Raw genomic sequence first — 23,052 nt, forward strand, 5'->3', positions numbered from 1 at the left:
AAACTGGACCCCGCTTCCGGACGAAGACATGCGATGAAGTCGAAATCGAGAGCGCGCGGAGCGGTTCTGAAGGATCGCGCCACGCTTTAGAACAATGTCCCTGTTCTGTCCAACGCTGTTTGCCGCCCTCGAATCCCAGGCTCAACCCTCCGTTAACCAAGCCCGTTTACGCTTCGCTAAAGTTTGCGCGTTGGGCGCGGTCGAGGGAATGTTCGATGCCATTGCAGAGGCCGGTCGGGAAAACGCTTGTCGGCGCCGGCCGCCGCATCCTGCTGGCGTCGCTGAGCTTTGTTGCGCTCTGCGCCCATGCCACGGCCCAGGACGCGACGCTGCGTGGCGCCACCGGCCTGGCCGGCACCCAAAGTCAGGCGAACCAGGCCTCCGGTACGTCCGCCACGGGCGCATTGCTTCCGCCCTATCGTCCCGTCAGCGCCGGCGCGGTGCCGGAGGATGCGGTCGACGGCGCCAGCCTGTTCCCCTTCGAAGCGGATGAAGGCGAAGCCGCTGCCCCGGTCATGCCGCGCCGCACGGCCACCACGCGCCAGCAGCGCGCCGACGCGCAGGCCGAGCGCACGGGTCTCGGCGCAGCTGTTTCGCCAGCGAGCGAGCCCGAGGCGCCCGCCACGGGCCGTGCGCCGCGTGTCGATGCCCTGGACGAGGAGGTGGACCGGCGCGCGCAGGCTGAAAACCGGCGGCTGGATCCGATCGAGACCGGCACGATCACGCCGGAGGAGAACCCCTATGCCCCGCTCGGCCTGCGGCTCGGCACCTTCGACGCCACGGTCACCCTCGACCAGGGAATGCTGTGGTCGTCCAACATCAACTCGACCCAGAATGGTGGCGAGGCCTTCGTCTCCCAGTCGGAGCTCCGGCTTCGGGCCGTCTCGGACTGGTCCAGCCATTCCGCGGAGATCAACGCGCTCGGCGTCTACCAGAAATCCGTGTCCGGCGAGGACTACAAGCAGACCGAGCTCGCCATCGACGGAGCCCTGTCCTACGAGATCAGCCGCGACACCACCGTCCGCGCCACCGCCTCCTACAGGATCGCTCCGGAGGCGGCGTCCTCGCCCGTCGTGCTGCCCGCCACCGACACCGATCCGCTCAATCACCAGCTGTCGGCGAGCCTTGGCGTGAGGCACGGCTTCGGCCGTGCCGTCCTCGGTCTGACCGGATCGCTGGATCGCGAAACCTTTTCCGACTTCGAAGGCCTATGCTGCGGCACGGTCTCGCAGGAGGACCGCAACTACACCCTGGCGACGCTTGCCCTTCGCGCCGGATACGAGGTGTCGCCTGCCCTGACGCCCTTCGTCGAGGCCGAGATCGGTCGCCGCAATTACGACCTCGAACAGGACTTCGCCGGCTACCGCCGTTCCGCGGACCGCTATGCCCTCAAGGGCGGCCTGGAACTCGACCTGAGCGAAAAGCTCAACGGCGAAATATCGGTCGGCTGGCTGCGCGAGAGCTTCGACGACGACCGGCTCGTGCCTGTCTCCGCGCTTCTGCTCGACGGGACGTTGAACTGGTCGCCGATGCGCGGAACGACGTTGCGGCTCACGGGCGGCACCACGGTCGAGGGTTCGACCACCGCCGCCGACAGCGGCTCGGTGCGCTATTCGGGCAATCTCGAAGTGCTGCGCGAGGTCAGGCCAAGCCTCACCGTGGGCGCGCTCGGCGGCCTGGCTTTCCGCGACTATGTCAATTCCTCCGCCACGGAGACGACGCTCTCGGCCGAGGTCAACGCCACTTGGTGGATGAACCGCTACGCCGGCCTCAACGGCCGTCTCCGTCACGAGCGCTTCGACAGCACTCTGCCCAACCGCGACTACCGCGAAAACAGCATCTATCTCGGGCTGAAGCTGCAACGCTGATCGGCGGCGCCCCGTTCGCCGCCACTAGGGTTGTCAGCTGCCGGTCTTGCGTATCCCCGGCGCGTAGTCGTCGAGAAGACCCGCGATCATGGCGGTCATGCGCGGCGACAGATCCTTGCGCCAAAGCGCAAAGGCGACATTGGCCTCCACGAAGCCTTCCGGCGAGCCGCAGTCGAAGGTCCGGCCCTGGAAGTGGAAGCCATGGAAAGGCTGCTGCGCCTGCAGTTTCAGCATCGCGTCGGTCAGCTGGATCTCGTTGCCCGCGCCGCGCTCCTGCGCCGACAGGATGTCGAAGATCTCGGGCTGCAGGATGTAGCGACCGTTGAGATAGAGGTTCGACTGCGCCGTGCCGCGCGCCGGCTTTTCCACCATTGAGGTGACTTCGAAGCCGCTGGCGACGTCGCGCCCCCGCCCCACGATGCCGTATTTATGCGCTTCGTCGGGATCGCATTCCTGCACCGCCACCACGTTGCCGCCGGCCTTCTCGTGCAACTCCACCATCGCCCGCATGCACCCCTGTTCGGCCTGCATGATCATGTCCGGCAACAGCACCGCGAAAGGCTCGTCGCCGACCAGCTGACGTGCACACCACACGGCGTGCCCGAGCCCGAGCGGCACCTGCTGGCGGGTGAAGGAGGTCTGTCCGGGCTCCGGCTGCATATGCTGGAGCATGGCAAGCTGCTCGTCCTTTCCGCGCTGCGCCAGCGTGTCATAGAGTTCGAACTGGACGTCGAAATGATCCTCGATCACCGCCTTGTTGCGGCCGGTGACGAAGATGAAGTGCTCGATGCCGGCGTCGCGGGCCTCGTCGACCACGTACTGGATCACCGGCTTGTCGACGACGGTCAGCATTTCCTTGGGGATGGCCTTCGTCGCCGGGAGAAAGCGGGTGCCCAGACCCGCGACCGGAAACACCGCCTTGCGCACTTTTTTCATTCGGCCGACCATCGAAGCTCGTTCTGGATTTCTGGAGGACATTTTGGTGCCGGAATCGGTGGTTAGCACCGGTGCGGAGAAGCGCACGCCGAAAAACGACCGGCCATTTTCGAATCTGTTTTGAGAAACTCGTCTATGGTAAACCTTTCGCTAACCGGAGCAAGCCAGGATTCCGATCTTTGCGGAACGACTTGGAGGTTGCAATGTTCCAGATGACAAAGCGGATTCGCACGGGAGTCTTCGCCGCCGTCGCGGCGCTGACCGTATCCGTGTTCAGTCAGCCTGCCCTCGCGGATGCAGGCTTCCAGAAATGGGTGGCGGGTTTCCGGTCGGTGGCCGCGCAGAGCGGCATTTCCGGCAACACCTACGATCGGGCCTTTCGCGGCGTGAACGCGCCCGATCCCGAAGTGCTCGAAAAGGCACGATTCCAACCGGAGTTCACGGCCCCGGTCTGGGACTATTTCGACAATCGCGTGCACGAGGATTCCATCGCCGTCGGCCGCCAGATGGCGCGCCAGTGGAAGCCTTGGCTCGACCGCATCGAACGGCAGTTCGGCGTCGACCGGCACATCCTGCTCGCGATCTGGTCGATGGAATCGAACTACGGCGAGATCCTGAAGAACGACAAGGTCATGCGCAACGTGGTGCGGTCCCTGTCGACGCTGGCCTATGCCGACAAGCGGCGCGAGAAGTTCGCCCGCCAGCAGCTGATCGCCGCGCTCGAGATCCTGCAGCGTGGCGACATCGATGAAAGCCATCTCACCGGCTCCTGGGCCGGCGCCATGGGCCACACCCAGTTCATCCCGACGAGCTACAAGGCCTATGCCGTCGACATGGACGGCAATGGCCGGCGCGACATCTGGAACTCCGTGCCCGATGCGCTGGCCACGGCAGCCAATCTCCTGCGCCAGAACGGCTGGCAGACCGGCAAGACCTGGGGCTACGAGGTGACGCTGCCCGCCGGCCGCAAGTTCCCCTCCGGTTCCATGTCGCTGTCGAAGTGGCAGGACATCGGCGTCGTGCGCGCCCGCAACAAGGGCTTCCCGTCGCCCTCCGACAACGCGGAACTGAAGGTCCTCGACGGGCGCGAGGGACCGGCCTTCCTGATGACGAAGAACTTCTTCGTGCTCAAGCGCTACAACAACGCCGACCGCTACGCCCTGGCCGTCGGCCTGCTCGCCGACGAGATCGCCGGCCATGGCGGGCTTGTCCGCGACTGGAACCGGCCGTTCACCAAGCTGTCCTTCAACGAGAAGCAGGAGCTTCAGAAGCACCTGCTGGCGCTCGGCTATTATGACGGCAAGATCGACGGCAAGATCGGCCAGGGTTCGCGCTCGGCGATCATGGCCGTGCAGCAGGCCATGGGCATGCAGCCCGACGGTCATCCGAGCAAGGAAGTCCTGTCGCGGCTTCAGAGGAGATGACGCGCATGGCCCGATCCACAGGCGTTCGCATCGCTCCCTGGCTCGGGCTGACTCTCGTGCTGGCCGCCATCGTCATGGCGGCCGGTGCTGCGGTGGTCATGGTTTCCGGCACACCGGCCCATGCGCAGGAGCGCCCCCGCACCCTCTTCCAGTATCTGTTTCGTCGGGACGAGCCGCCGCCTCAGGCGGCCCCGCAACGAACGCAGCCGCGCAATGTCCAGCGCGCGCCGCGCACTACCCGCGCCGCCTCGGCGCCAGCGCAGCGCGCCGTCGCTGCCGTCGACAAGCAGGAGGACGCGCGCGCCATTCTGGTCGTGGGCGATTTTCTGGCCGGCGGTCTCGCCGAGGGACTGTCGGCGGTTTACGCCGAAGACCCGACGGTCCGGGTCGTCGACCGCGCCAACGGGTCGTCCGGTTTCGTGCGTGATGATTATTACGACTGGCCCGGCCGCATCGGCTCGATCGTCGACGAGGAAAGGCCAGCCGTCGTGGTGGTCATGATCGGCTCCAACGATCGCCAGGCGATGCGCATCGATGGCGCCTCGGAAAACGTGCGGTCGGAGAGGTGGGACGCGGAGTACACCGCCCGCTCCGCCCGGATGGCCAGCGAGATCGCCGGCCGCAATGTCCCGATCGTCTGGGTCGGACTGCCGTCCTTCCGTTTCCCCAAGATGTCGTCGGACATGATCGCCTTCAACGACATCCAGCGCGGTGTTGCGGAAGCCGCCGGCGGGGTCTTCGTCGACGTTTGGGACGGCTTCATCGACGAGAACGGCGCCTTCGTCACCAACGGTCCCGACATCAACGGCCAGCCTGTCCGCCTGCGCGCCGACGACGGCATCAACTTCACCGCCGCCGGCAAGCGCAAGATCGCCTTCTACGTGGAAAAGCCGCTGGCCCGCCTGCTCCAGAGTGGCCCGGCCGCCCTCGCGCCGGAAGCCGGCATCGGCGAGATGTTCGGTCCGCCGATCCCCGGCGAGGCACCCCTGATCCAGCACACGCCGCCGGTCTCGCTGTTCGATCCGGCGCTCGACGGCGGCGACGAACTCTTGGGACTGGTGGTCGAGACCAGGCGCGCGTCCGCGCTCACGCCCGCGCGCAAGCTGATCGTCCAAGGGCTGGCGCCTGATCCGCGCCCCGGTCGTGTCGACGATTTCGGCGCCACGCGCGAACCCGAGGCGGCCTCGGTCGCGACGGCGGAAACGACGTCAGCCGTCGACGACGCTGCCCTGCAGGCCGCGACCGTCGAATAGGCGACGGGCGACGACCTCAGCGCAGCTTTTCGAGCTTGCGGGCCAAAAGCCAGGCGATCGGTATCGCCGCGATGGCGCCGGCAATCGCCGCGCCGGCCATCATCGTCCGATCGAACCCGCGCATGTCCATCGCAAGCAGCGCCGTCAGGAACACGCCCATCAGAACGGGCGCGACGAGAATATAGGCGACGAGCGGAAGCCTGGTCATGATGCTCTCCATCCCGGCCCCCTCGGCCGGCGCGTGGAGAATGGCCGAAGCGGACCAGCCGCGACTTGATCTGGCTCAACTGCAGCCATGTTCGGCGGGCCTCACCGCCGAAAAGGATGGTGGAAGCCGTGCCGCAATTCCGGGCGAGCGAAGCGTTCCCTCAGCGCGGCAGCAGCGTCGCCCCCATCAGTGCCTCGTCGATGGCGCGCGCCGCCTGCCGCCCCTCGCGGATCGCCCATACGACCAGCGACTGGCCGCGCCGCACGTCGCCCGCCGCGTAGAGCTTGTCCACATTGGTACGATAGTCGCGGTCATTGGCAACGACGTTGGTGGATCCGCGGCGGTCGGTGTTGATGGCGAGCCTTCCGTCGAGCTCGGTCGCAACGCCCGTCTCCGCCGGCCCCGAAAAGCCGATGGCAATGAAGGCGAGATCGGCGCGAATGACGAATTCGGTCCCGGCGATCGGCTTGCGCGCCTCGTCGACCTCGCAGCACTTCACGCCGGTCAGGACGCCGTCCTCGCCGATGAACTCGAGCGTGGCGACCTGGAATTCGCGCTCCGCGCCCTCGGCTTGCGAGGACGAGGTGCGCATCTTGGTCGCCCAGTAGGGCCAGACGGTCAGCTTGTCCTCCTTCTCGGGCGGCTGCGGCCGGATGTCGAGCTGGGTCACGCGCACCGCGCCCTGTCGGAAGGCGGTGCCGACGCAGTCCGACGCGGTGTCGCCGCCACCGACGACGACGACATGCTTGCCGCCGGCCAGGATCGGCTCTGACGGCCAGGCCACCGACTGGATGTCCTCGCCGCCGATGCGCCGGTTCTGCTGCACCAGATAAGGCATCGCGTCGTGCACGCCCACGAGGTTGCGCCCGGGAAGGTCCGACGGACGCGGCTTTTCCGAGCCGCCGCAATAGAGCACCGCGTCGTAGCTCGACAACAGCTCCTCGACGGTCTTGTCCACGCCGACATGGACGCCGCAGAAGAAGGTGACGCCCTCGCCCTGCATCTGCTCGACGCGGCGGTCGATCGTGTGCTTTTCCATCTTGAAGTCGGGAATGCCATAGCGCATCAGGCCGCCCGGCTTCGATTCGCGCTCATAGACATGCACCTCGTGGCCGGCGCGGCCGAGCTGCTGCGCAGCCGCCATGCCCGACGGACCCGAGCCGATGATCGCCACCGTCTTGCCTGTCTTCTTCTCCGGCGGAAACGGCCGAACGAAACCCAGCTCATAGGCCTTGTCGGCGATCGCCTGCTCGACGGTCTTGATGGCGACCGGAATGTCCTCGAGGTTCAGCGTACACGCCTCCTCGCAGGGCGCGGGGCAGATGCGGCCGGTCCATTCGGGGAAATTGTTGGTCGAATGGAGGTTGCGGATCGCGTTCTCCCAGTCGCCATTGTAGACGAGGTCGTTCCAGTCGGGGATCTGGTTGTGGACGGGGCAGCCGGTCGGACCATGGCAGTAGGGAATGCCGCAATCCATGCAGCGCGCCGCCTGCTTCTCGACCTCCTTGTCCGACATCGGCAGCGTGAACTCGCGGAAATGCCGGATGCGGTCGGACGCGGGCTGGTACTTCTGCACCTGCCGGTCGATCTCGAGAAAACCTGTTACCTTGCCCATGTCCACTCCAACTTCATGTCTTTCGGCTACAGCGCGGGCAGGCTGCGCGACTTGACGCGGTCCCGGCCGAATACCGTCAGATGTCCTGCAAATCCTTGCTGAAGATCAGCCAGCCGCTTCATTGTCGCGGCGGCTATCTCTTCCCAGGATCCCGAAAAGTCCGCGATCTGGATGATCACAACCCCGATCGCGTGATAGCCTCTGCCGAAGATCAGTTCGCCAAAGTCGAAATCCTGCGTAAGCAGAATGCGATTCTCGTCAACCGACCAGGCAAGAACCATCTCATCTGGAATACCCCCTGAACTCTCGCCTACCCATTTCACATCGTGTCCGGCTTCTCGCAAGTTCCTGACGATCGAATGGCCAAGACACTCGTCGACGAGATACCGCAACTCTATTCCGCCGCCTCGGGGCGAGAGGAGAACGCGTCGCGTATATGGTCCGCCGCGAATTCGTGGGCCGCAAGGACGTCTTCTTTCGACAGGTTCGGGTACTGGGCCAGAACATCGGCGATCGACTGGCCTTGCGAAGCCATTCGCAAGATATCCTCGACCGCGATACGAGTCCCGCGAACCGAAGGCTTTCCGAACCGGATCTCTGGATCCGAAACAATGCGTCGCTTCCCTTCACGATCTGTCATCGACTTCCCAATCATCAAACGGATTGAAGCAATCCAGCGCCTGTCTGCCTTCTTTCGTGGCGGGATGGATTGTTATCACCCCATCCTTTTCCTGGCGGATGATGATTTCATCCCCGACGAGCACGAAGTCCTTGGGAATGGCGACGAGCCGGTCGTCGCCATTCCGCAGCACCGCGCCAGATCGTTCCTCCGCACGCCAAGGCATGTTGCCACTCGCTGCCCTTCAATGCCGAAACAGAATAGCGTCAGAATGCCGGCAGGCCAACACGCTGCTCCTACTCCGCCGCGATGCCCATCCGCATGCGCTCCATCTCCAGCAAGGCCCGGCGATACTCGACGGGCATCACCTTGCGGAACTTGCCGCGATAGGTCGCCCAGTCGTCGAGGATCGCGCGCGCGCGGGTCGAGCCCGTGTAGTGCGCATGGTTGGTGATAAGCTGCACCAGCCGCTCCTCGTCGTGGCGGGTCATGTCGTCGGAGACGTTGACGCGGCCCTTGTGCATCAGGTCTCCACCATGATGGTGCAGCTTCTCGAGGATGTCGTCCTCTTCCGGCACCGGCTCCAGCTCCACCATGGCCATGTTGCAGCGGTCGGCGAAGTCGCCGTCCTCGTCGAGCACATAGGCCACGCCGCCCGACATGCCGGCCGCGAAGTTCCGGCCGGTCTGGCCGATCACCACCACCACGCCGCCGGTCATGTATTCGCAGCCATGGTCGCCGCATCCCTCGACGACCGCCACCGCGCCGGAGTTGCGCACGGCGAAACGCTCGCCCGCCACGCCGCGGAAGTAGCATTCGCCCTCGATCGCGCCGTAGAGCACGGTGTTGCCGACGATGATCGACTCTTCCGCCACGATACGCGAATTCTCCGCAGGACGGATGACGATGCGCCCGCCGGAAAGACCCTTGCCGACATAGTCGTTGCCGTCGCCGATGAGCTCGAACGAAATCCCGCGCGCCAGGAAGGCGCCGAAGGACTGACCCGCCGTGCCGGTCAGCTTGACCGAGATCGTGTCCTCCTTCAGCCCCTTGTGCTTCCAGCGCTTGGCGACCGCGCCCGACAGCATCGCGCCGGCCGAGCGGTCCGTGTTGCGGATCGGAACCTCGATGGAGACCTTCTCCTTGCGTTCCAGCGCCGGCTCGGCCAGCTCGATCAGCTTGCGGTCGAGCACGTCGTCGATCGGATGCGCCTGGCGCGTGGTCCAGTAGGTCTCCGACTTCGGCGCGTCCGGCTTGTGGAAGATGCGGCTGAAATCCAGTCCGCGCGCCTTCCAGTGGTCGATCAGTTCATCCTTCTTGAGCAGGTCGCTCTGGCCGATGATCTCGTTGATCGTGCGGTAGCCCATCTCGGCCAGCAGCGCGCGAACCTCCTCGGCGACGAAGAAGAAGTAGTTGATCACATGCTCGGGCGCGCCCTTGAAGCGCTTGCGCAGCACCGGATCCTGCGTGGCGACGCCGACCGGGCAGGTGTTCAGGTGGCACTTGCGCATCATGATGCAGCCGGCCGCGATCAGCGGCGCCGTCGAGAATCCGAACTCGTCGGCGCCCAGCAGCGCACCGATGACGACGTCGCGGCCGGTCTTCAGGCCGCCGTCGACCTGCAGCGCCACGCGCGACCGCAGCCCGTTCATCACCAGCGTCTGGTGCGTCTCGGCAAGGCCCATCTCCCACGGGCTGCCCGCATGCTTGAGCGAGGTCAGCGGCGAGGCGCCGGTGCCGCCGTCATAGCCAGAGATGGTGATGTGATCGGCGCGCGCCTTGGCGACGCCGGCGGCGACCGTGCCGACCCCGACCTCGGAGACCAGCTTCACCGATACGTCCGCCTCGGGATTCACGTTCTTCAGGTCGAAGATCAGCTGCGCAAGATCCTCGATCGAATAGATGTCGTGGTGCGGCGGCGGCGAGATCAGGCCGACGCCGGGCGTCGAATGCCGGGTCTTGGCGATCGTCGCGTCGACCTTGTGGCCGGGCAACTGCCCGCCCTCGCCGGGCTTGGCGCCCTGCGCGACCTTGATCTGCATCATGTCGGAGTTGACGAGGTACTCCGCCGTCACGCCGAAGCGGCCAGACGCGATCTGCTTGATGGCCGACCGTTCGGGGTTGGCCGAGCCGTCCGGCATCGGCAGGTAGCGGTCAGGCTCCTCGCCGCCCTCGCCCGTGTTCGACTTGCCGCCGATCGCGTTCATGGCGCGCGCCAGCGTCGAATGCGCCTCACGGCTGATCGAGCCGAAGGACATCGCGCCTGTCGAGAAGCGCTTCACCAGATCGACGGCGGGTTCCACCTCATCGAGCGGCACCGGCGGACGGCCGGTCTCGGCCGCCTTGCGGATCTTGAACAGGCCGCGCACGGTCTTGGCCTGCGCCGTCGCGCCGTCGATCTGGCCGGAGAACTCCTTGTAGCTGTCCCACGAGCCCTTGCGGACGGCGTGCTGCAGCGTCGCGACGGAATCCGGCGACCAGACATGCGCCTCGCCGCGGACGCGGTAGACATACTCGCCGCCGATATCGAGCGCGTTGCGCAGGATCGGGTCGTCGCTGAAGGCGGCATGATGCCGCTCGACGGTCTCGGCCGACACCTCTTCGAGGCCGACGCCCTCGATGGTCGTCGCCGTGCCGGTGAAGAACTTTTCCACGAAGTCCGACTTCAGGCCGACGGCGTCGAAGATCTGCGCACCGCAGTAGGACTGGTAGGTCGAGATGCCCATCTTGGACATGACCTTCAGGATGCCCTTCCCGATCGACTTGATGTAGCGGTAGACCAGTTCCTGCGCGTCGACCTCCGGCGGGAACTCGCCCCGCTTGTGCATGTCGGTCAGCGTGTCGAAGGCCAGGTAAGGGTTGATCGCCTCCGCGCCATAGCCCGCCAGGCAGCAGAAGTGATGCACCTCGCGCGGTTCGCCCGATTCCACCACGAGGCCGACCGAGGTCCGCAGCCCCTTGCGGATCAGGTGATGATGCACGGCAGCGGTGGCCAGCAGCATCGGGATCGCGATGCGGTCGGCGCCGATCTGCCGGTCCGACAGGATGATGATGTTGTAGCCGCCCGCGACCGCCGCCTCGGCACGCTCGCACAGCCGCTCCAGCGCGCGCGGCATGCCCTCTGCTCCCTCGACGGAAGCGTAGGTCACGTCGATCGTCTTGGTGTCGAAGCGGTCCTCCGTGTGACCGATCGAGCGGATCTTCTCCAGGTCGCCATTGGTCAGGATCGGCTGGCGCACCTCCAGCCGCTTGCGGCGCGAGGAACCCACGAGGTCGAAGATGTTGGGCCGCGGCCCGATGAACGACACCAGGCTCATGACCAGTTCCTCGCGGATCGGGTCGATCGGCGGGTTCGTCACCTGCGCGAAGTTCTGCTTGAAATAGGTGTAGAGCAGCTTCGACTTGTCCGACATCGCCGAGATCGGCGTGTCGGTGCCCATCGAGCCGATCGCCTCCTGGCCGGTTGTGGCCATCGGCGCCATCAGGATGCGGGTGTCCTCCTGCGTGTAGCCGAACGCCTGCTGCCGATCGAGCAGCGTCACGTCCTTGCGCAGCGCGCGCGGCTCCACCGGCTTCAGCTCTTCCAGGATCAGCTGGGTGTTCTCCAGCCACTGCTTGAACGGGTGCTTGCCGGACACCTGCGCCTTCACCTCCTCGTCGGAGATGATGCGCCCCTGCTCCAGGTCGATCAGCAGCATGCGGCCCGGCTGCAGCCGCCACTTCTTGACGATCTTCTCTTCCGGCACCGACAGCACGCCGGCTTCGGACGCCATGATCACCCGGTCGTCGTCGGTCACGACATAGCGCGCCGGCCGCAGTCCGTTGCGGTCGAGCGTCGCGCCGATCTGGCGCCCGTCGGTGAAGGCCACGGCGGCCGGGCCGTCCCACGGCTCCATCAGCGCGGCGTGATATTCGTAGAAGGCCTTGCGGTCGGCATCCATCGACTTGTTGCCGGCCCAGGCTTCCGGGATCAGCATCATCATGGCATGCGCGAGCGAGTAGCCGCCCTGGAACAGGAACTCCAGCGCGTTGTCGAAGCAGGCCGTGTCCGATTGCCCCTCGTAGGAGATCGGCCACAGCTTGGAAATGTCGTTGCCGAAGAGCTCGCTGTCGACCGAGGCCTGCCGCGCCGCCATCCAGTTGACGTTGCCGCGCAAGGTGTTGATCTCGCCGTTATGGGCCACCATCCGGTAGGGATGAGCGAGCTTCCACGACGGGAAGGTGTTGGTCGAGAAGCGCTGGTGCACGAGGATCAGCGCGCTTTCGAAGCGCGGATCGGTCAGGTCCTTGTAGTAGGCGCCCACCTGGTAGGCCAGGAACATGCCCTTGTAGACGATGGTGCGGGACGACAGGGACACCGTGTAGAAGCCGTTGTCGGCGCCGGCAGTCTCGGCATAGATGCGCCCGGAAATCACCTTGCGCAGGATGTAGAGACGCCGCTCGTATTCGTCGTCGCTCTCGATCGAGGCATCGCGCCCGACGAACACCTGCCGGTGCACGGGCTCGGAGGCCGCGATGTGCGGCGCCTTGGACAGCGACGCGTTGTCCACCGGCACGTCCCGGAAGCCGATCAGCGGCATCCCTTCGGCCCTGGCGATCTCGGCGATCACCTCCTCCACATGCGCCCGCTCGGCAGCATCGCTCGGCATGAACAGGTGGCCCACCGCGTAGTGGCCGACGGGCGGCAGGTCGACGCCCTGCGCGGCCATCTCCTCGCGAAAGAAGCGGTCGGGAATCTGCACCAGCACGCCCGCGCCATCGCCCATCAGCGGGTCGGCGCCCACCGCGCCGCGATGCGTCAGGTTCTCCAGCATGGCCAGACCGTCCAGCACGATCTGGTGCGAGCGCACGTTCTTCATGTTGGCGATGAAGCCCACGCCGCAGGCATCATGCTCGTTGCGCGGATCGTAGAGGCCTTGTCGCGCCGGCAGGCCATGGGCGGCGCGTTTGACGGAACGCGCGTCAAGCTGGGCGGCCGAGCGAAGCTCCGTCGTCGCAGATGGCGTGAAATGCGTCATCGTCAGTCCTCCTTCGTGCTCCCCGGGGGGAGGAAAAATCCTGGCCCGGCCCTTATACCAGCCCGTCCGGTTCCTTGCACATCTCGCCGGCCGCGACCGTCGGACGCGCGGCCAGCGATCGCGCCGCTTGCGCATCCTCGCCGAAGGGCCATGCAGACTTCGGTGCGCAAGAACCCTGACCGGCGTCGAAACGCCAGTCCCGGTTTGGGCCTGCGAGCTAAAAATAAGACAGCATTACTGTCCTATATACACATTTACAGAAATGTCGGACGCGCACAAGACCGAGCCACAAAAAAAACTTGTATGCAGCGCAACAATCGGCTCGCTGATCCGATGGCGACGTAACATTGTTGCGCAAACGCGGAATTCCGATCGGCCGGCCCGTTCGCGCGAGCCGGCCCGTCATGGTCGCGACCTCTCCACCTCTTGAAGCCGGCGCGCGTCCGGGGCAAGGTCCGCGACCTCCCGCCAGACGGAACCAAGCTCATGATCTTTGCCTCAGACAACTGGGCCGGCGCCCACCCGGCCATCGCCGCGGGCCTCGCCCGCCATGCCGCCGGCCACGCCCGGGCCTATGGCAATGGCGACCTCGACCGGTCGGTGAAGGACACCTTCAGTGCCATCTTCGAGCGCGAGGTGGCCGTGTTTTTCGTCTCGACGGGAACGGCGGCGAACGCGCTGTCGCTGGTCGCCGTCAACAAGCCCGGCGGCGTGGCTTTCTGCCACCGCGAGGCACACATGACGGAAGACGAAGCCGGCGCGCCGGAATATTTCACCGGCGGCGCCCGTCTCTGCCGCGTCGACGGGCCGCTGGGTCGGATGTCCCCGGCCGAGCTCGACCGTGCCGTGCAGCGCTACCCGGCCGAATTCGTCCATTCCGGCCGTCCGATGGCCATCTCGGTCACACAGGCCACCGAGGTCGGCACCGTCTATTCGCTCGACGAACTCGACGCGGTGGCGAGCGTCGCGCGCCGCCACGGCCTGCCCTTCCACATGGACGGCGCGCGTTTCGCCAACGCGCTCGTTTCGCTGGAGGCCACACCGGCGGAGATGACCTGGAAGCGCGGCGTCGACATGCTCTCCTTCGGCGGCACCAAGAACGGTTGCTGGTGCGCGGAAGCCGTCGTGCTCTTCGATCCCGCCATGGCCGCCGAGTTCGCCTTCATACACAAGCGCGCGGCCCAGCTTTTCTCCAAGGCGCGCTTCGTCTCGGCGCAGTTCGAGGCCTATCTCCAGGACGGCCTCTGGCTCGAGACCGCCCGTCACGCCAACGCGATGGCGAGCCGCCTCGCTGATGCCCTCCGAGCAGGCGCCTCGGTGCGGCTCGCATGGGAACCGCAAGCCAACGAGGTCTTCGCCATCATGGGCCAGGACGTCGCCGAGCGCCTTCAGCGCCGCGGCGCGGTCTTCTATCCCTGGCATGCGCCGGCCGGCTTCGATGCGCCCATGGCCCCGGACGAATCGATCTATCGGTTCGTCACCAGCTTCGCCACCACGCCGGAAGAGGTCGACGCGTTCCGCGCCCTCTTGTAACGCGGCCCCGCACGGACCCGGGATCGAAAGGTCACGGCTGGTCACGCGGCCGTGCATGCAGCGCGATGCAATCGTCGCGCCGTCTTTACTTCCAAGTGAGCAGTCTCTTCGCGATGTTGTTCTGGCCGGATCGAACGTCCGGCTGAAAAGTTCATCGAGAGGAGACTTCCATGTCCACCAAGATTGCGATCAGCGCCGCCTATCTCGCCGGCGTCGTCGCCACCGCCCTGACCGCTGGCGCCATCACCACCGGCGCCGCCCAGGCGCAGGAGAAGGAGCGTTGCTACGGCATTTCGCTCGCCGGCAAGAACGATTGCGCGGCCGGCCCCGGCACCACCTGCGCCGGCACCTCCAAGGTCGACTACCAGGGCAATGCCTGGACCTACGTCGCCAAGGGCACCTGCACCACCGTCAGCCTGCCCGACAATCGCGTCGGCTCGCTCGAGCCGCAGCAGCGCGACCTGCCGTCGTAAGCAAGCCAGACCACGGGAAGCGGAGACCGATGATGTCCGATCAGACGCCCGTCAGAAGCCATCATCGGCTCCGTTTCCCGAACCATTCTGTCGCCGGCCGTGCCGGCGCCAGCTTCAAGCCCGAGCACCTGTCGGCTATCGCCGCGGAAACCGCGTTTGAGGGCTTCTTCGAAGTCCACGCCGAGAACCACATGGGTGCCGGCGGCGCGCCGCATGCCGCCCTCGCCGCCATCCGTCAGCGATTTCCCGTCTCGCTGCACGGCGTCACCATGTCGATCGGCGGCCCACAGCGGCTCGACCCGGCCCATCTCGCCCGATTTGCCGCGCTCGTCGAGCGCTACGAGCCGGCACTGGTGTCCGAACATCTGGCCTGGTCGACGCATGACGACGTCTTCCTCAGCGACCTGCTGCCCCTGCCCTACACGCGCGAGACGCTCGACCATGTCTGCGCCCATGTCAGCCAGGTACAGGAGGCGATCGGCCGGCCGATCCTGATGGAAAATCCCGCCACCTACGTGCTCTTTCCCGAATCGACCTGTGCCGAGACGGATTTCATCCGCGAGATGGCGCGTCGCACCGGCTGCGGCCTGCTGCTCGACGTCAACAATGTCTTCGTCTCCGCCACCAACCACGGCTTCCGCGCGATCGATTACCTCATGGATTTCCCGCTCGAGCATGTCGGCGAGATCCATCTCGCCGGCCATGACGAGCAGTTCGACGACGAGGGACGACCGCTGCTGATCGACACCCACGATCGCGCGGTCGCCGACCCGGTCTGGGCGCTCTACGACACCGTCATCCGACAGTGCGGCCCCATCCCGACACTCGTCGAATGGGACAACGACGTGCCGGACTGGTCGGTCCTGCGCGATGAAGCCCGCGCCGCCCAGCACATCCTCGATCGCCATGCCGACCACTATTTGCTGGGCAAGCGCCATGCCGCCCTTTCCTGAACGCCTGGCCGATCCGCACGAGCGCTTCGTGGCCGGCTTCTCCGCGCCACTGCTCGATCCCGATCGCGCCACGCCGACGAGCGTCGCAGCCCGGGGCGGCGGGCCGGCGGACCGCCGCTACGCCGTCTATCGCAACAACGTCACCACCAGCCTCGCTGACGCGCTGGCCGGCATTTTTCCCGCTGTGCGCCGTCTGGTGGGCGAGGAATTCTTCTCCGGCATGGCAATCGCTTTTGCCCGCGCCCATCCGCCGCGCTCGCGGCTGCTGTTCGAATATGGCGAGGACTTCCCGGCCTACATCGCAAGCTTCGAGCCCGCGCGCGACCTGCCCTATCTCGCCGACGTCGCGCGCATCGAACGCGCCTGGCTCGACGCCTACCATGCCGCCGATGCTGAACCGCTCGCGGCGCAGGCCCTCGCCATGATCCCGCCTGACGACCTGGCGGCTTCCGTGTTCCGTCCCCATCCGGCCCTGCGCATCCTGCGCTCGCGCTTTGCGGCCTTCTCGATCTTTGCCGCCAACCGTGAAGAAGGATCGCCCCCCGCGCCGATCCGTGGCGACGTGCCGGAGGAAACGATCCTCACCCGGCCGGGCCTGTCGGTGACGACCCGCGTCCTGCCCCCGGGCGCCGCCACCTTCCTGCTGACGCTGGTGGCCGGCGAACCGCTCGAGACGGCGATCGGCGCAGGCTTCATCGACACGGCGGAGTTCGATCCGGCCGCCGCCATCGCCCTCATGCTGGAGACCGGGGCATTCACGGCCATCGACGGGCACGGCACACCGCCGCAACAGGTCACGGGAATTGCAACATGATCGTCCTCGCCACGCGCCTGAAGGCGCTGCATGACGCGGTATTCGGCGCGGTCGAGCGAGCGCTCGACGGCTGGTTTCTTGGGCTGGCGGCACGCTTCGTCTTCGCCGCCGTCTTGTGGTTCTATTTCCTGAACTCGGCCCGCACCAAGGTTGGTGACGGCATCCTCGGCTTCTTCACGATCACCGACAACGCCTACTACCAGATCGCCCTGCCGGCGGTCGACGCCGCCGGTGGCGACGTCTCTCGGGTCGCCTTCCTCCCTTGGGGCTTGCTGGTCTTCATGGGCACCTATGGCGAATTCATCCTGCCGCTTCTCGTCGTACTCGGCCTGTTCGCCCGCATCGCCGCGCTCGGCATGATCGCCTTCATCGGCGTCCAGACGCTGGTCGACATCACCGTCCACCAGGTCGGCCCCGAAACGATCGGCGCGCTGTTCGACCGTTTTCCGGATGCCGTGATCATGGACCAGCGGCTGCTCTGGCTCTTCCCGCTGGTCTACGTGGCGCTGAAGGGCGCCGGCGCCGTCTCGCTCGACGCACTGGCCGCACGGTTCTGGACGCGCCGTGCCATATCCCGACCGTCAGGCTACGGCCTCGCCTGATCCGCGTCCCGACAGCATCCCGAAACGACAGCATCCCGAAACGACAGCGGGCGGTCCCTTTCGGAACCGCCCGCATGGCCTTTCGGCCGTCCGACGTCGCGAGAGGCCTGACCGGTCAGTTGACGGCCTGCGCCTCGATCTGCTTCGCCTGCTTGGCGCCCCCGTTGACGATCGCCACCTTGCGGGGCTTCATCTCCTCGGGAATGTTGCGCTTCAGCGAGATGTGCAGGAGTCCGTTCTTCAGCTCGGCGCCGACGACGTCGACGTGATCCGCCAGCTGGAAGCGGCGCTCGAAGGCACGCGAGGCGATGCCACGATAGAGGAACTCCGAGGTCTCGCCCTTCTCGGCATCGGTCTTTTCGCCCTTCACCGTCAGCACGTTGCGATGAGCCTCGATCGAGATCTCGTCCTCGCCGAAGCCGGCCACCGCCATGGTGATGCGATAGGCATCCTCACCGGTGCGTTCGATGTTGTAGGGCGGATAGGTCTGGGCGCCCTCGGGCTGCGCCAGGGAATCGAGCATCGTGAACAGCCGGTCGAAACCGACGGTGGAACGATAGAGCGGGGAAAAATCAACGTGACGCATGGGTCTGTTCTCCATTGAGCAACATGGTTTGCGCTGTGGTCGCCTGAAGGAGGTCCGGTCTCGGCACCTCCGGGACGTCCAGCGATCCCGGCATCGGCGATCGCAGGAGAGATTTGGGAACCCCCGGCCGGGGTTTCAAGACCTTTCGCGTCGCGCGTCAGGTGCTCGACGACGGCATCCGCACCCGGCCCGTCGCCCCTCCTCGGCCTCGATGAACCTGCGATGAACGGCCCCTTCCGGTTCCGTTCACCTGCGCCCCGCTAGGGTTCGATCAACACAGCGACACGGGCGGCCGGCAGATGCGCCGCCCCGCGATCGGCCCGGGTGCAATGTCCCTTCCTCCCGGGTCGGCAAGAGGCCGGAGGCGATTGCATCGCTTCCGGCCTTGAACTTTCTGGTGGCAGGCCGGTTGCCGACGACGACTGCCGGCGATGCTTCGCGTTCTTTTCCTTTGCTTTTGATCGGACGGCTTTCTATCAAACCCGGCATGAACGTCCTCCAGGACATGGCGCCGTCGACGCGCCCCGGCGCCGGCATCCTCGTCGCGACGGCCGGCAATGACGTGCCGGCGCGGGCGCGCGCCGACTACCTGGTGTCGCGCAAGGGCGGCAAGCGGCTGCGCTATGCCCTGTTTCCGGCCGGCGGACGGCCGCGCCGCGGCACCGTCGTCATCCTGCAGGGCCGCAACGAGTGCATCGAGAAATATTACGAGACGATCGGCGACCTGTCGCGCCGCGGGCTCGGCGTCGCCATCATGGACTGGCGCGGCCAGGGCGGTTCCGACCGGCTGATCCGCGACCGCGAAAAGGGCTTCGTCCGCAGCTATGACGACTACGTCGCCGATCTCGACCAGTTCTTCGAGGAAATCATCCTGCCCGATTGCGTCGGCCCGTTCTACGTGCTCGGCCATTCGATGGGCGGGCTGATCGCGCTTCTGGCCGCGCCGCGCCTCGTCAACCGGGTCCGGCGGATGGTGCTTTCCACGCCGCTGCTGGCCTTCGAGCGCCAGCCCCTCTCCATGCCCGCGCTCCACAGGCTCTCCACCCTGCTCTGCGGCGTCGGCCTCGGCTCGACCTATCTCGGCGGCGGGCCGCGCGCGCGCAAACCCACGCTGTTTGCCGGCAACACCCTGACGTCGGACTATGCCCGCTTCACCCGCAACAGTGCCATCTACCTGCGCCATCCCGAACTTGCGCTCGGGGGGCCCACGGCGGCCTGGATCCGGGCATCCTGCGCGGCGGCAGCCACGGTGATGGACATCGACCACAGGGCTCGGATCCAGGTGCCGACCCTGATCTTCGCCGCGGGTGCCGACGAGGTCGTGTCGAACCGCGCCATCGAGGCCTTCGGATCGAGCCTGAAGTCCGGTTCGGTGCTGACGATCGACGGCGCCAGGCACGAACTCCTGCAGGAAGCCGATTTCTATCGCGAGCAGTTCATGGCCGCTTTCGACGCCTTCGTCCCAGGCACGGACGATTTCTGACCGCCGGCCCTTGGACCGCGACGCCCTCGCCCGCTCAGCCCCTGATCGCCGCCAGCGCCTGCGCATGCATGTCGGGCGTCGCCGCCGCGATGATGTCGCCGCCCTTCTCCGCCGGCCCGCCGTCCCAGGTGGTGACCACGCCGCCCGCCCTCTCGATCACCGGGATCAGGCCCACGATGTCGTAGGACTGGAGCCCCGCATCGACCGCGAGGTCGGCGTGGCCGGCCGCCACCATGGCAAAGCCGTAGCAGTCGGTGCCGTAGCGCGCGAGCCGCACCGCCTTCTCCAGCCGGTCGTAGCGATCCCGCAGTTCGCCCGCAAACAGGGCCGGCGTGGTCGTGAAGAGCGTCGCGTCGCCAAGGCCGGGCAACTGCCGTGTCGAAAGCCGCCGCGCCCCGCCCGGGCCCTCGTAGAAGGCGCCCTCCTCCGTCCCGAAATAGAGTTCGCCGGTGAAGGGCTGCGACATCATTCCGCAAACCGCACGGCCATCGACGGTCAGCCCCACCAGCGTCCCCCACACCGGCACGCCCGAGATGAACGCACGGGTTCCATCGATCGGGTCGATCACCCAGATGCGGTGCGAATCCTGCTTCTCGCCGCCATGCTCCTCGCCCAGGATCCCGTCGTCGGGGAATTCGGCCCTGATCAGCTCGCGGATCACGCGCTCGGCTTCGCGATCGGCCTCCGTCACCGGATCGAACCCGACCGCATATTTGTTCGCCACCGCGCCCGCCGCGCGAAAACGCGGCAGCGTCTCGCGCGCCGCGGCGGCCGCGAGGCGCCGCATGAACTCAGCCATTGCCATGTGATTGACACCCGTCCTGTTGCAAAACCGTCACACGGCCCGAATAGCCGCGCTGCGACGTTCCCGTAAAGAGCGAAACACCGGCGAAGGTGCTTGACATTTGTGCAGCGCACAATATTCTATCACTCGAACGGTTCGTTCCGTTCATGCCCTCCTTGGGCGTTTCCTCCCTAGACTCGGGCCGCGTCGTGAAAGCGATGCGGTCTTTTTTTGCCGTGTCGCAAGCGAGCCGTCGGTCCCGGGCGCCCGCCTCGCAGGCCCGCTCTCACTCTGCGGCCAGCGGCAACCGCTCCTCGCCGAAAGGCGCCAGCTTGACGATCATGGCGATGAAGCGGCCGATGTCCTCGGCCAGCGACAGGAACCCGCTCGATTTCTGATAGGTTCGCTCGTTCATGTAGAGGCCTCGGTTCACCTCGATCTGCAGCGCGTGCAGGCCTCGCGCCGGGCGCCCGTAGTGCTCGGTGATGAAACCGCCCGCATAAGGCTTGTTGTGTGCCACGGTGTAGCCGAAGGATGTCAGAAGGCCGATCGCCGTTTCCGTCATCGCGGCCGAGGCCGAGGCGCCGAACCGGTCGCCGACGATGAAGTCGGGTCGCACGCCCGAATCGCCGACGCGGATGCTGGCCGGCATCGAGTGGCAGTCGATCAGCGCCGCCACGCCGAATCGGGCCTGCGTGGTCAGCACCAGGCCGCGCAGCCGCTCGTGATAGGGCTTGTAGATGCCCTCGATGCGGTCGGTCGCCTCCTGCAGCGGGATCCGCGTCGCATAGATCTCCTGCCCTTCGCCGACGATGCGCGGGATCGTGCCCAGCCCGCCGGCCACCCGCGCCGAGCGGATGTTGGCATAAGGCGGCGTCGCCTGCAGGAACATGCGCGGGTCGAGTTCCCACGGCTCGCGGTTGACGTCGAGATAGGCCCGCGGAAAGTTCGCCGCCATCATCGGCGCCCCGTGTGTCAGCGCATGCGCGAACAGCTCGTCGACATAGCAGTCCTCCGAGCGGCGGATCGCCTCGGCGTCCAGCCGCGCCATGGCCAGGAAGCGCGGCGGATAATGCCGCCCGCTGTGCGGGGAGTTGAACACGAAGGGGGCGGTCTGTCGCACCGGCTGCCGCACCTCGAAGGGTGCGACCTGTCCAAAATCGATGTCGGCGCTCATGGGCGGCACGCCAGCCGCTGCGGGGCGATTGTCATGGCACGAAAGTGCCACCGCGCCCGCGCCCTGTCCAGTGCGGGACGGTGCCGCAACACCCCTGCCCGGCATGGGTAGACAGGCCCGAATTCACTTGATGTTTACCCCGTCTCCCTCATATATCCGACGTGGTCCGGGGTGAGCCGCGCGCCGGCGTAATGGATGATTCGGAACGGGAGACATGGCGAGAATCCTGCTTGCTGAAGACGACGACGACATGCGCCGCTTTCTCGTCAAGGCGCTCGAGCGGGCGGGCTACGACGTCAGCGATTTCGACAATGGCGCCAGCGCCTACGAGAGGCTGCGCGAGGAACCCTTCTCGCTGCTGCTGACCGACATCGTCATGCCCGAGATGGACGGGATCGAGCTGGCGCGCCGCGCCACCGAAATCGACCCCGATCTCAAGGTGATGTTCATCACCGGCTTCGCCGCGGTCGCCCTCAATCCCGATTCCAAGGCGCCCAAGGACGCCAAGGTCCTGTCCAAGCCGTTCCACCTGCGCGACCTCGTGCACGAGGTGGAGAAGATGCTGCAGGCCGCCTGACCGGCAAGCCGGAAGCAACAGCCTCTTGCGGTAGCAGCGGTTGTTGCGGCCGCGTGGCGCGAACGCGAATTCCGCTACGCTGTTCTAATCCGTGCCCGACGCGCCACCGCACCGGTCCCCGGATGGCGGCGGAAATGGCCCGAACCCCGAGCAGCGGGCCGGAGAAGTCGCCACGCGTTTCGAACCTTTCGCCAATGCCCGGGATTCAGTTCGGGCGGTTCGCGCGGAAACGAAAAAGACGTTGCTTTTGCCATTGACGGCCTCGCGGTTTGTGTGGTGTATGCGCGTCGCTGATGGGCGTGTAGCTCAGCGGGAGAGCACTACGTTGACATCGTAGGGGTCACAGGTTCAATCCCTGTCACGCCCACCATCAGTTCCCGACCTTGCGAGTGGCGCCGTTGCCTTCGCGCCCTCCAAAAGATCCTCACATCCACGAGCTACGCGGACCGCTGCGTTCGCGCGACAGGGAACAGAGATACGATCGGGCCGCCGGCAAACCCGCGCTCCCGTCGCCGGCTCGAATCCAGCGTCTGCAACCATCGCGATTTTTTTTATCCACGCCCCCTCGCCCGCCTCCATACTCTCGGTCAGCGGAAAGGAGGCGGTGATGAACTGGGAGACGGCGATCATGCGACAGTACACGGCGCTGAAGCGCATCGTGGACATGTACGCCATGACGTTCGACAACGGCCCGGATCAGGTCGCCGCCGCCGCCGAATTGGCCATCGATCGCCCGACACTGGCGCGTTTTCGCCACCGCGCCCTGCTCGCTCTCGTTCGGCCGGCCGAAGCCGCCGCACGGCGGTTGATCATCGCGCTGGCGCTGATGACCCCGGCCGCGCCGGATGCCGCCGGCCCGAAGGGGACCCAGCCGGAAAAGCCGGAGGCTCCTGCCTGCCCGCCCAAGCCCTGCCGGCCCAGGCGCGGCCCGACCATCGTGCGCGACGGCGCAGGCACCGGGATCGTGCTGGCAGATCCCGATTCCATGCATCGCGACGCTTTTCGACTGGTCCCCGCTCACCTGGCCCCCTGCACCATCGTCGCGGTTTTTCCTGCGCCGGTTGCCAGGCCGCCAGCGTGCGGGCGCCGTCGGCGAGTTCCAGTCCCGTGGCAAGGTCGAGCGTGAAGT

Annotated in this window: 21 protein-coding genes and 1 tRNA gene; 12 read left to right on the forward strand and 10 right to left on the reverse strand. The window is 66.3% G+C overall.

Translation table 11 applies throughout. The annotated features are described in order from the left end of the window. The first annotated feature begins 215 nt into the window (after positions 1 to 215). A complete protein-coding gene (locus tag EJC49_RS18835; protein WP_170314786.1) occupies positions 216 to 1,868 on the forward strand; it encodes an outer membrane beta-barrel protein in 1,653 nt (550 codons plus the stop codon). Positions 1,869 to 1,901: 33 nt separating this feature from the next. Here EJC49_RS18835 and galU read toward each other — a convergent pair whose 3' ends face one another. After that, on the reverse strand, positions 1,902 to 2,804 hold the full coding sequence (gene galU / locus EJC49_RS18840; protein WP_126701487.1) for a UTP--glucose-1-phosphate uridylyltransferase GalU: 903 nt from the start codon (positions 2,802 to 2,804) through the stop codon (positions 1,902 to 1,904). A 203-nt stretch (positions 2,805 to 3,007) separates the two neighbouring features. On the opposite strand from galU, the gene EJC49_RS18845 reads away from it, so the two are divergent. Then, entirely contained in the window at positions 3,008 to 4,228 is a 1,221-nt protein-coding gene (locus tag EJC49_RS18845; protein ID WP_126701488.1) for a lytic murein transglycosylase, read from the forward strand. Between the two features lie 5 nt (positions 4,229 to 4,233). Then, positions 4,234 to 5,481, forward strand: coding sequence for an SGNH/GDSL hydrolase family protein (locus tag EJC49_RS18850; RefSeq protein ID WP_126701489.1), 1,248 nt, complete (start codon positions 4,234 to 4,236; stop codon positions 5,479 to 5,481). Between the two features lie 16 nt (positions 5,482 to 5,497). Here EJC49_RS18850 and EJC49_RS18855 read toward each other — a convergent pair whose 3' ends face one another. The 6 genes from EJC49_RS18855 to gltB form a co-directional block, all read right to left on the reverse strand. Beyond that, positions 5,498 to 5,689 (reverse strand): hypothetical protein, encoded by a 192-nt coding sequence (locus tag EJC49_RS18855; protein ID WP_126701490.1) that lies wholly within the window; start codon positions 5,687 to 5,689, stop codon positions 5,498 to 5,500. 160 nt (positions 5,690 to 5,849) lie between these two features. After that, entirely contained in the window at positions 5,850 to 7,304 is a 1,455-nt protein-coding gene (locus EJC49_RS18860) for a glutamate synthase subunit beta (protein WP_126701491.1), read from the reverse strand. Between the two features lie 26 nt (positions 7,305 to 7,330). Further along, complete coding sequence (locus EJC49_RS18865; protein ID WP_126701492.1) at positions 7,331 to 7,696, reverse strand: DUF5615 family PIN-like protein; 366 nt, start codon at positions 7,694 to 7,696, stop codon at positions 7,331 to 7,333. A 2-nt stretch (positions 7,697 to 7,698) separates the two neighbouring features. Continuing rightward, positions 7,699 to 7,944 (reverse strand): DUF433 domain-containing protein, encoded by a 246-nt coding sequence (locus tag EJC49_RS18870; protein ID WP_126701493.1) that lies wholly within the window; start codon positions 7,942 to 7,944, stop codon positions 7,699 to 7,701. After that, positions 7,931 to 8,149: an AbrB/MazE/SpoVT family DNA-binding domain-containing protein gene (locus EJC49_RS18875; protein ID WP_126701494.1), complete on the reverse strand. Its 219-nt coding sequence runs from the start codon at positions 8,147 to 8,149 to the stop codon at positions 7,931 to 7,933. The genes EJC49_RS18870 and EJC49_RS18875 overlap by 14 nt, the downstream gene beginning before the upstream one ends. 70 nt (positions 8,150 to 8,219) lie before the next feature. Further along, positions 8,220 to 12,941 (reverse strand): glutamate synthase large subunit, encoded by a 4,722-nt coding sequence (gene gltB / locus EJC49_RS18880; protein WP_126701495.1) that lies wholly within the window; start codon positions 12,939 to 12,941, stop codon positions 8,220 to 8,222. A 486-nt stretch (positions 12,942 to 13,427) separates the two neighbouring features. Here gltB and EJC49_RS18885 point away from each other — a divergent pair, with 486 nt between their 5' ends. The 5 genes from EJC49_RS18885 (at position 13,428) to EJC49_RS18905 (ending at position 17,316) form a co-directional block, all read left to right on the forward strand. Beyond that, entirely contained in the window at positions 13,428 to 14,474 is a 1,047-nt protein-coding gene (locus EJC49_RS18885) for a threonine aldolase family protein (RefSeq protein WP_126701496.1), read from the forward strand. A 170-nt stretch (positions 14,475 to 14,644) separates the two neighbouring features. Continuing rightward, the gene (locus EJC49_RS18890; RefSeq protein ID WP_126701497.1) at positions 14,645 to 14,947 is read left to right on the forward strand and encodes a BufA1 family periplasmic bufferin-type metallophore; all 303 of its coding nucleotides are present in this window, start codon (positions 14,645 to 14,647) and stop codon (positions 14,945 to 14,947) included. A 29-nt stretch (positions 14,948 to 14,976) separates the two neighbouring features. Next, positions 14,977 to 15,900: an MNIO family bufferin maturase gene (bufB, locus tag EJC49_RS18895; protein ID WP_126701498.1), complete on the forward strand. Its 924-nt coding sequence runs from the start codon at positions 14,977 to 14,979 to the stop codon at positions 15,898 to 15,900. After that, entirely contained in the window at positions 15,884 to 16,714 is an 831-nt protein-coding gene (locus EJC49_RS18900) for an HvfC/BufC N-terminal domain-containing protein (protein WP_126701499.1), read from the forward strand. Before bufB ends, EJC49_RS18900 begins: the two co-directional genes overlap by 17 nt. Beyond that, positions 16,711 to 17,316 (forward strand): DoxX family protein, encoded by a 606-nt coding sequence (locus tag EJC49_RS18905; protein ID WP_126701500.1) that lies wholly within the window; start codon positions 16,711 to 16,713, stop codon positions 17,314 to 17,316. Before EJC49_RS18900 ends, EJC49_RS18905 begins: the two co-directional genes overlap by 4 nt. Positions 17,317 to 17,431: 115 nt before the next feature. Here EJC49_RS18905 and EJC49_RS18910 read toward each other — a convergent pair whose 3' ends face one another. Then, on the reverse strand, positions 17,432 to 17,902 hold the full coding sequence (locus tag EJC49_RS18910; RefSeq protein ID WP_126701501.1) for an Hsp20 family protein: 471 nt from the start codon (positions 17,900 to 17,902) through the stop codon (positions 17,432 to 17,434). 487 nt (positions 17,903 to 18,389) lie between these two features. Between EJC49_RS18910 and EJC49_RS18915 the strand changes: the two genes are divergently transcribed. Next, on the forward strand, positions 18,390 to 19,385 hold the full coding sequence (locus tag EJC49_RS18915) for an alpha/beta fold hydrolase (RefSeq protein WP_245453472.1): 996 nt from the start codon (positions 18,390 to 18,392) through the stop codon (positions 19,383 to 19,385). Between the two features lie 34 nt (positions 19,386 to 19,419). Here EJC49_RS18915 and hisN read toward each other — a convergent pair whose 3' ends face one another. Together hisN and EJC49_RS18925 are read right to left on the reverse strand one after the other, a co-directional pair. Further along, on the reverse strand, positions 19,420 to 20,190 hold the full coding sequence (gene hisN, locus EJC49_RS18920; protein ID WP_126701502.1) for a histidinol-phosphatase: 771 nt from the start codon (positions 20,188 to 20,190) through the stop codon (positions 19,420 to 19,422). Positions 20,191 to 20,455: 265 nt separating this feature from the next. Beyond that, complete coding sequence (locus tag EJC49_RS18925) at positions 20,456 to 21,346, reverse strand: N-formylglutamate amidohydrolase (RefSeq protein WP_126701503.1); 891 nt, start codon at positions 21,344 to 21,346, stop codon at positions 20,456 to 20,458. A 214-nt stretch (positions 21,347 to 21,560) separates the two neighbouring features. Between EJC49_RS18925 and cpdR the strand changes: the two genes are divergently transcribed. The 3 genes from cpdR to EJC49_RS18940 all read left to right on the forward strand — a co-directional run bounded on the left by cpdR (position 21,561) and on the right by EJC49_RS18940 (position 23,049). Beyond that, positions 21,561 to 21,923 carry a cell cycle two-component system response regulator CpdR gene (gene cpdR / locus EJC49_RS18930; protein WP_126701504.1) on the forward strand — a complete coding sequence of 121 codons (363 nt, stop codon included), beginning with the start codon at positions 21,561 to 21,563 and terminating at the stop codon, positions 21,921 to 21,923. Positions 21,924 to 22,218: 295 nt separating this feature from the next. Next, positions 22,219 to 22,293 (forward strand) — tRNA-Val (locus tag EJC49_RS18935). A gap of 237 nt (positions 22,294 to 22,530) precedes the next feature. Then, positions 22,531 to 23,049 (forward strand): hypothetical protein, encoded by a 519-nt coding sequence (locus tag EJC49_RS18940; protein ID WP_126701505.1) that lies wholly within the window; start codon positions 22,531 to 22,533, stop codon positions 23,047 to 23,049. The last annotated feature ends 3 nt before the right edge of the window (positions 23,050 to 23,052 follow it).

This window comes from Aquibium carbonis (assembly GCF_003970795.1).
Taxonomy (GTDB): Bacteria; Pseudomonadota; Alphaproteobacteria; order Rhizobiales; family Rhizobiaceae; genus Aquibium; species Aquibium carbonis.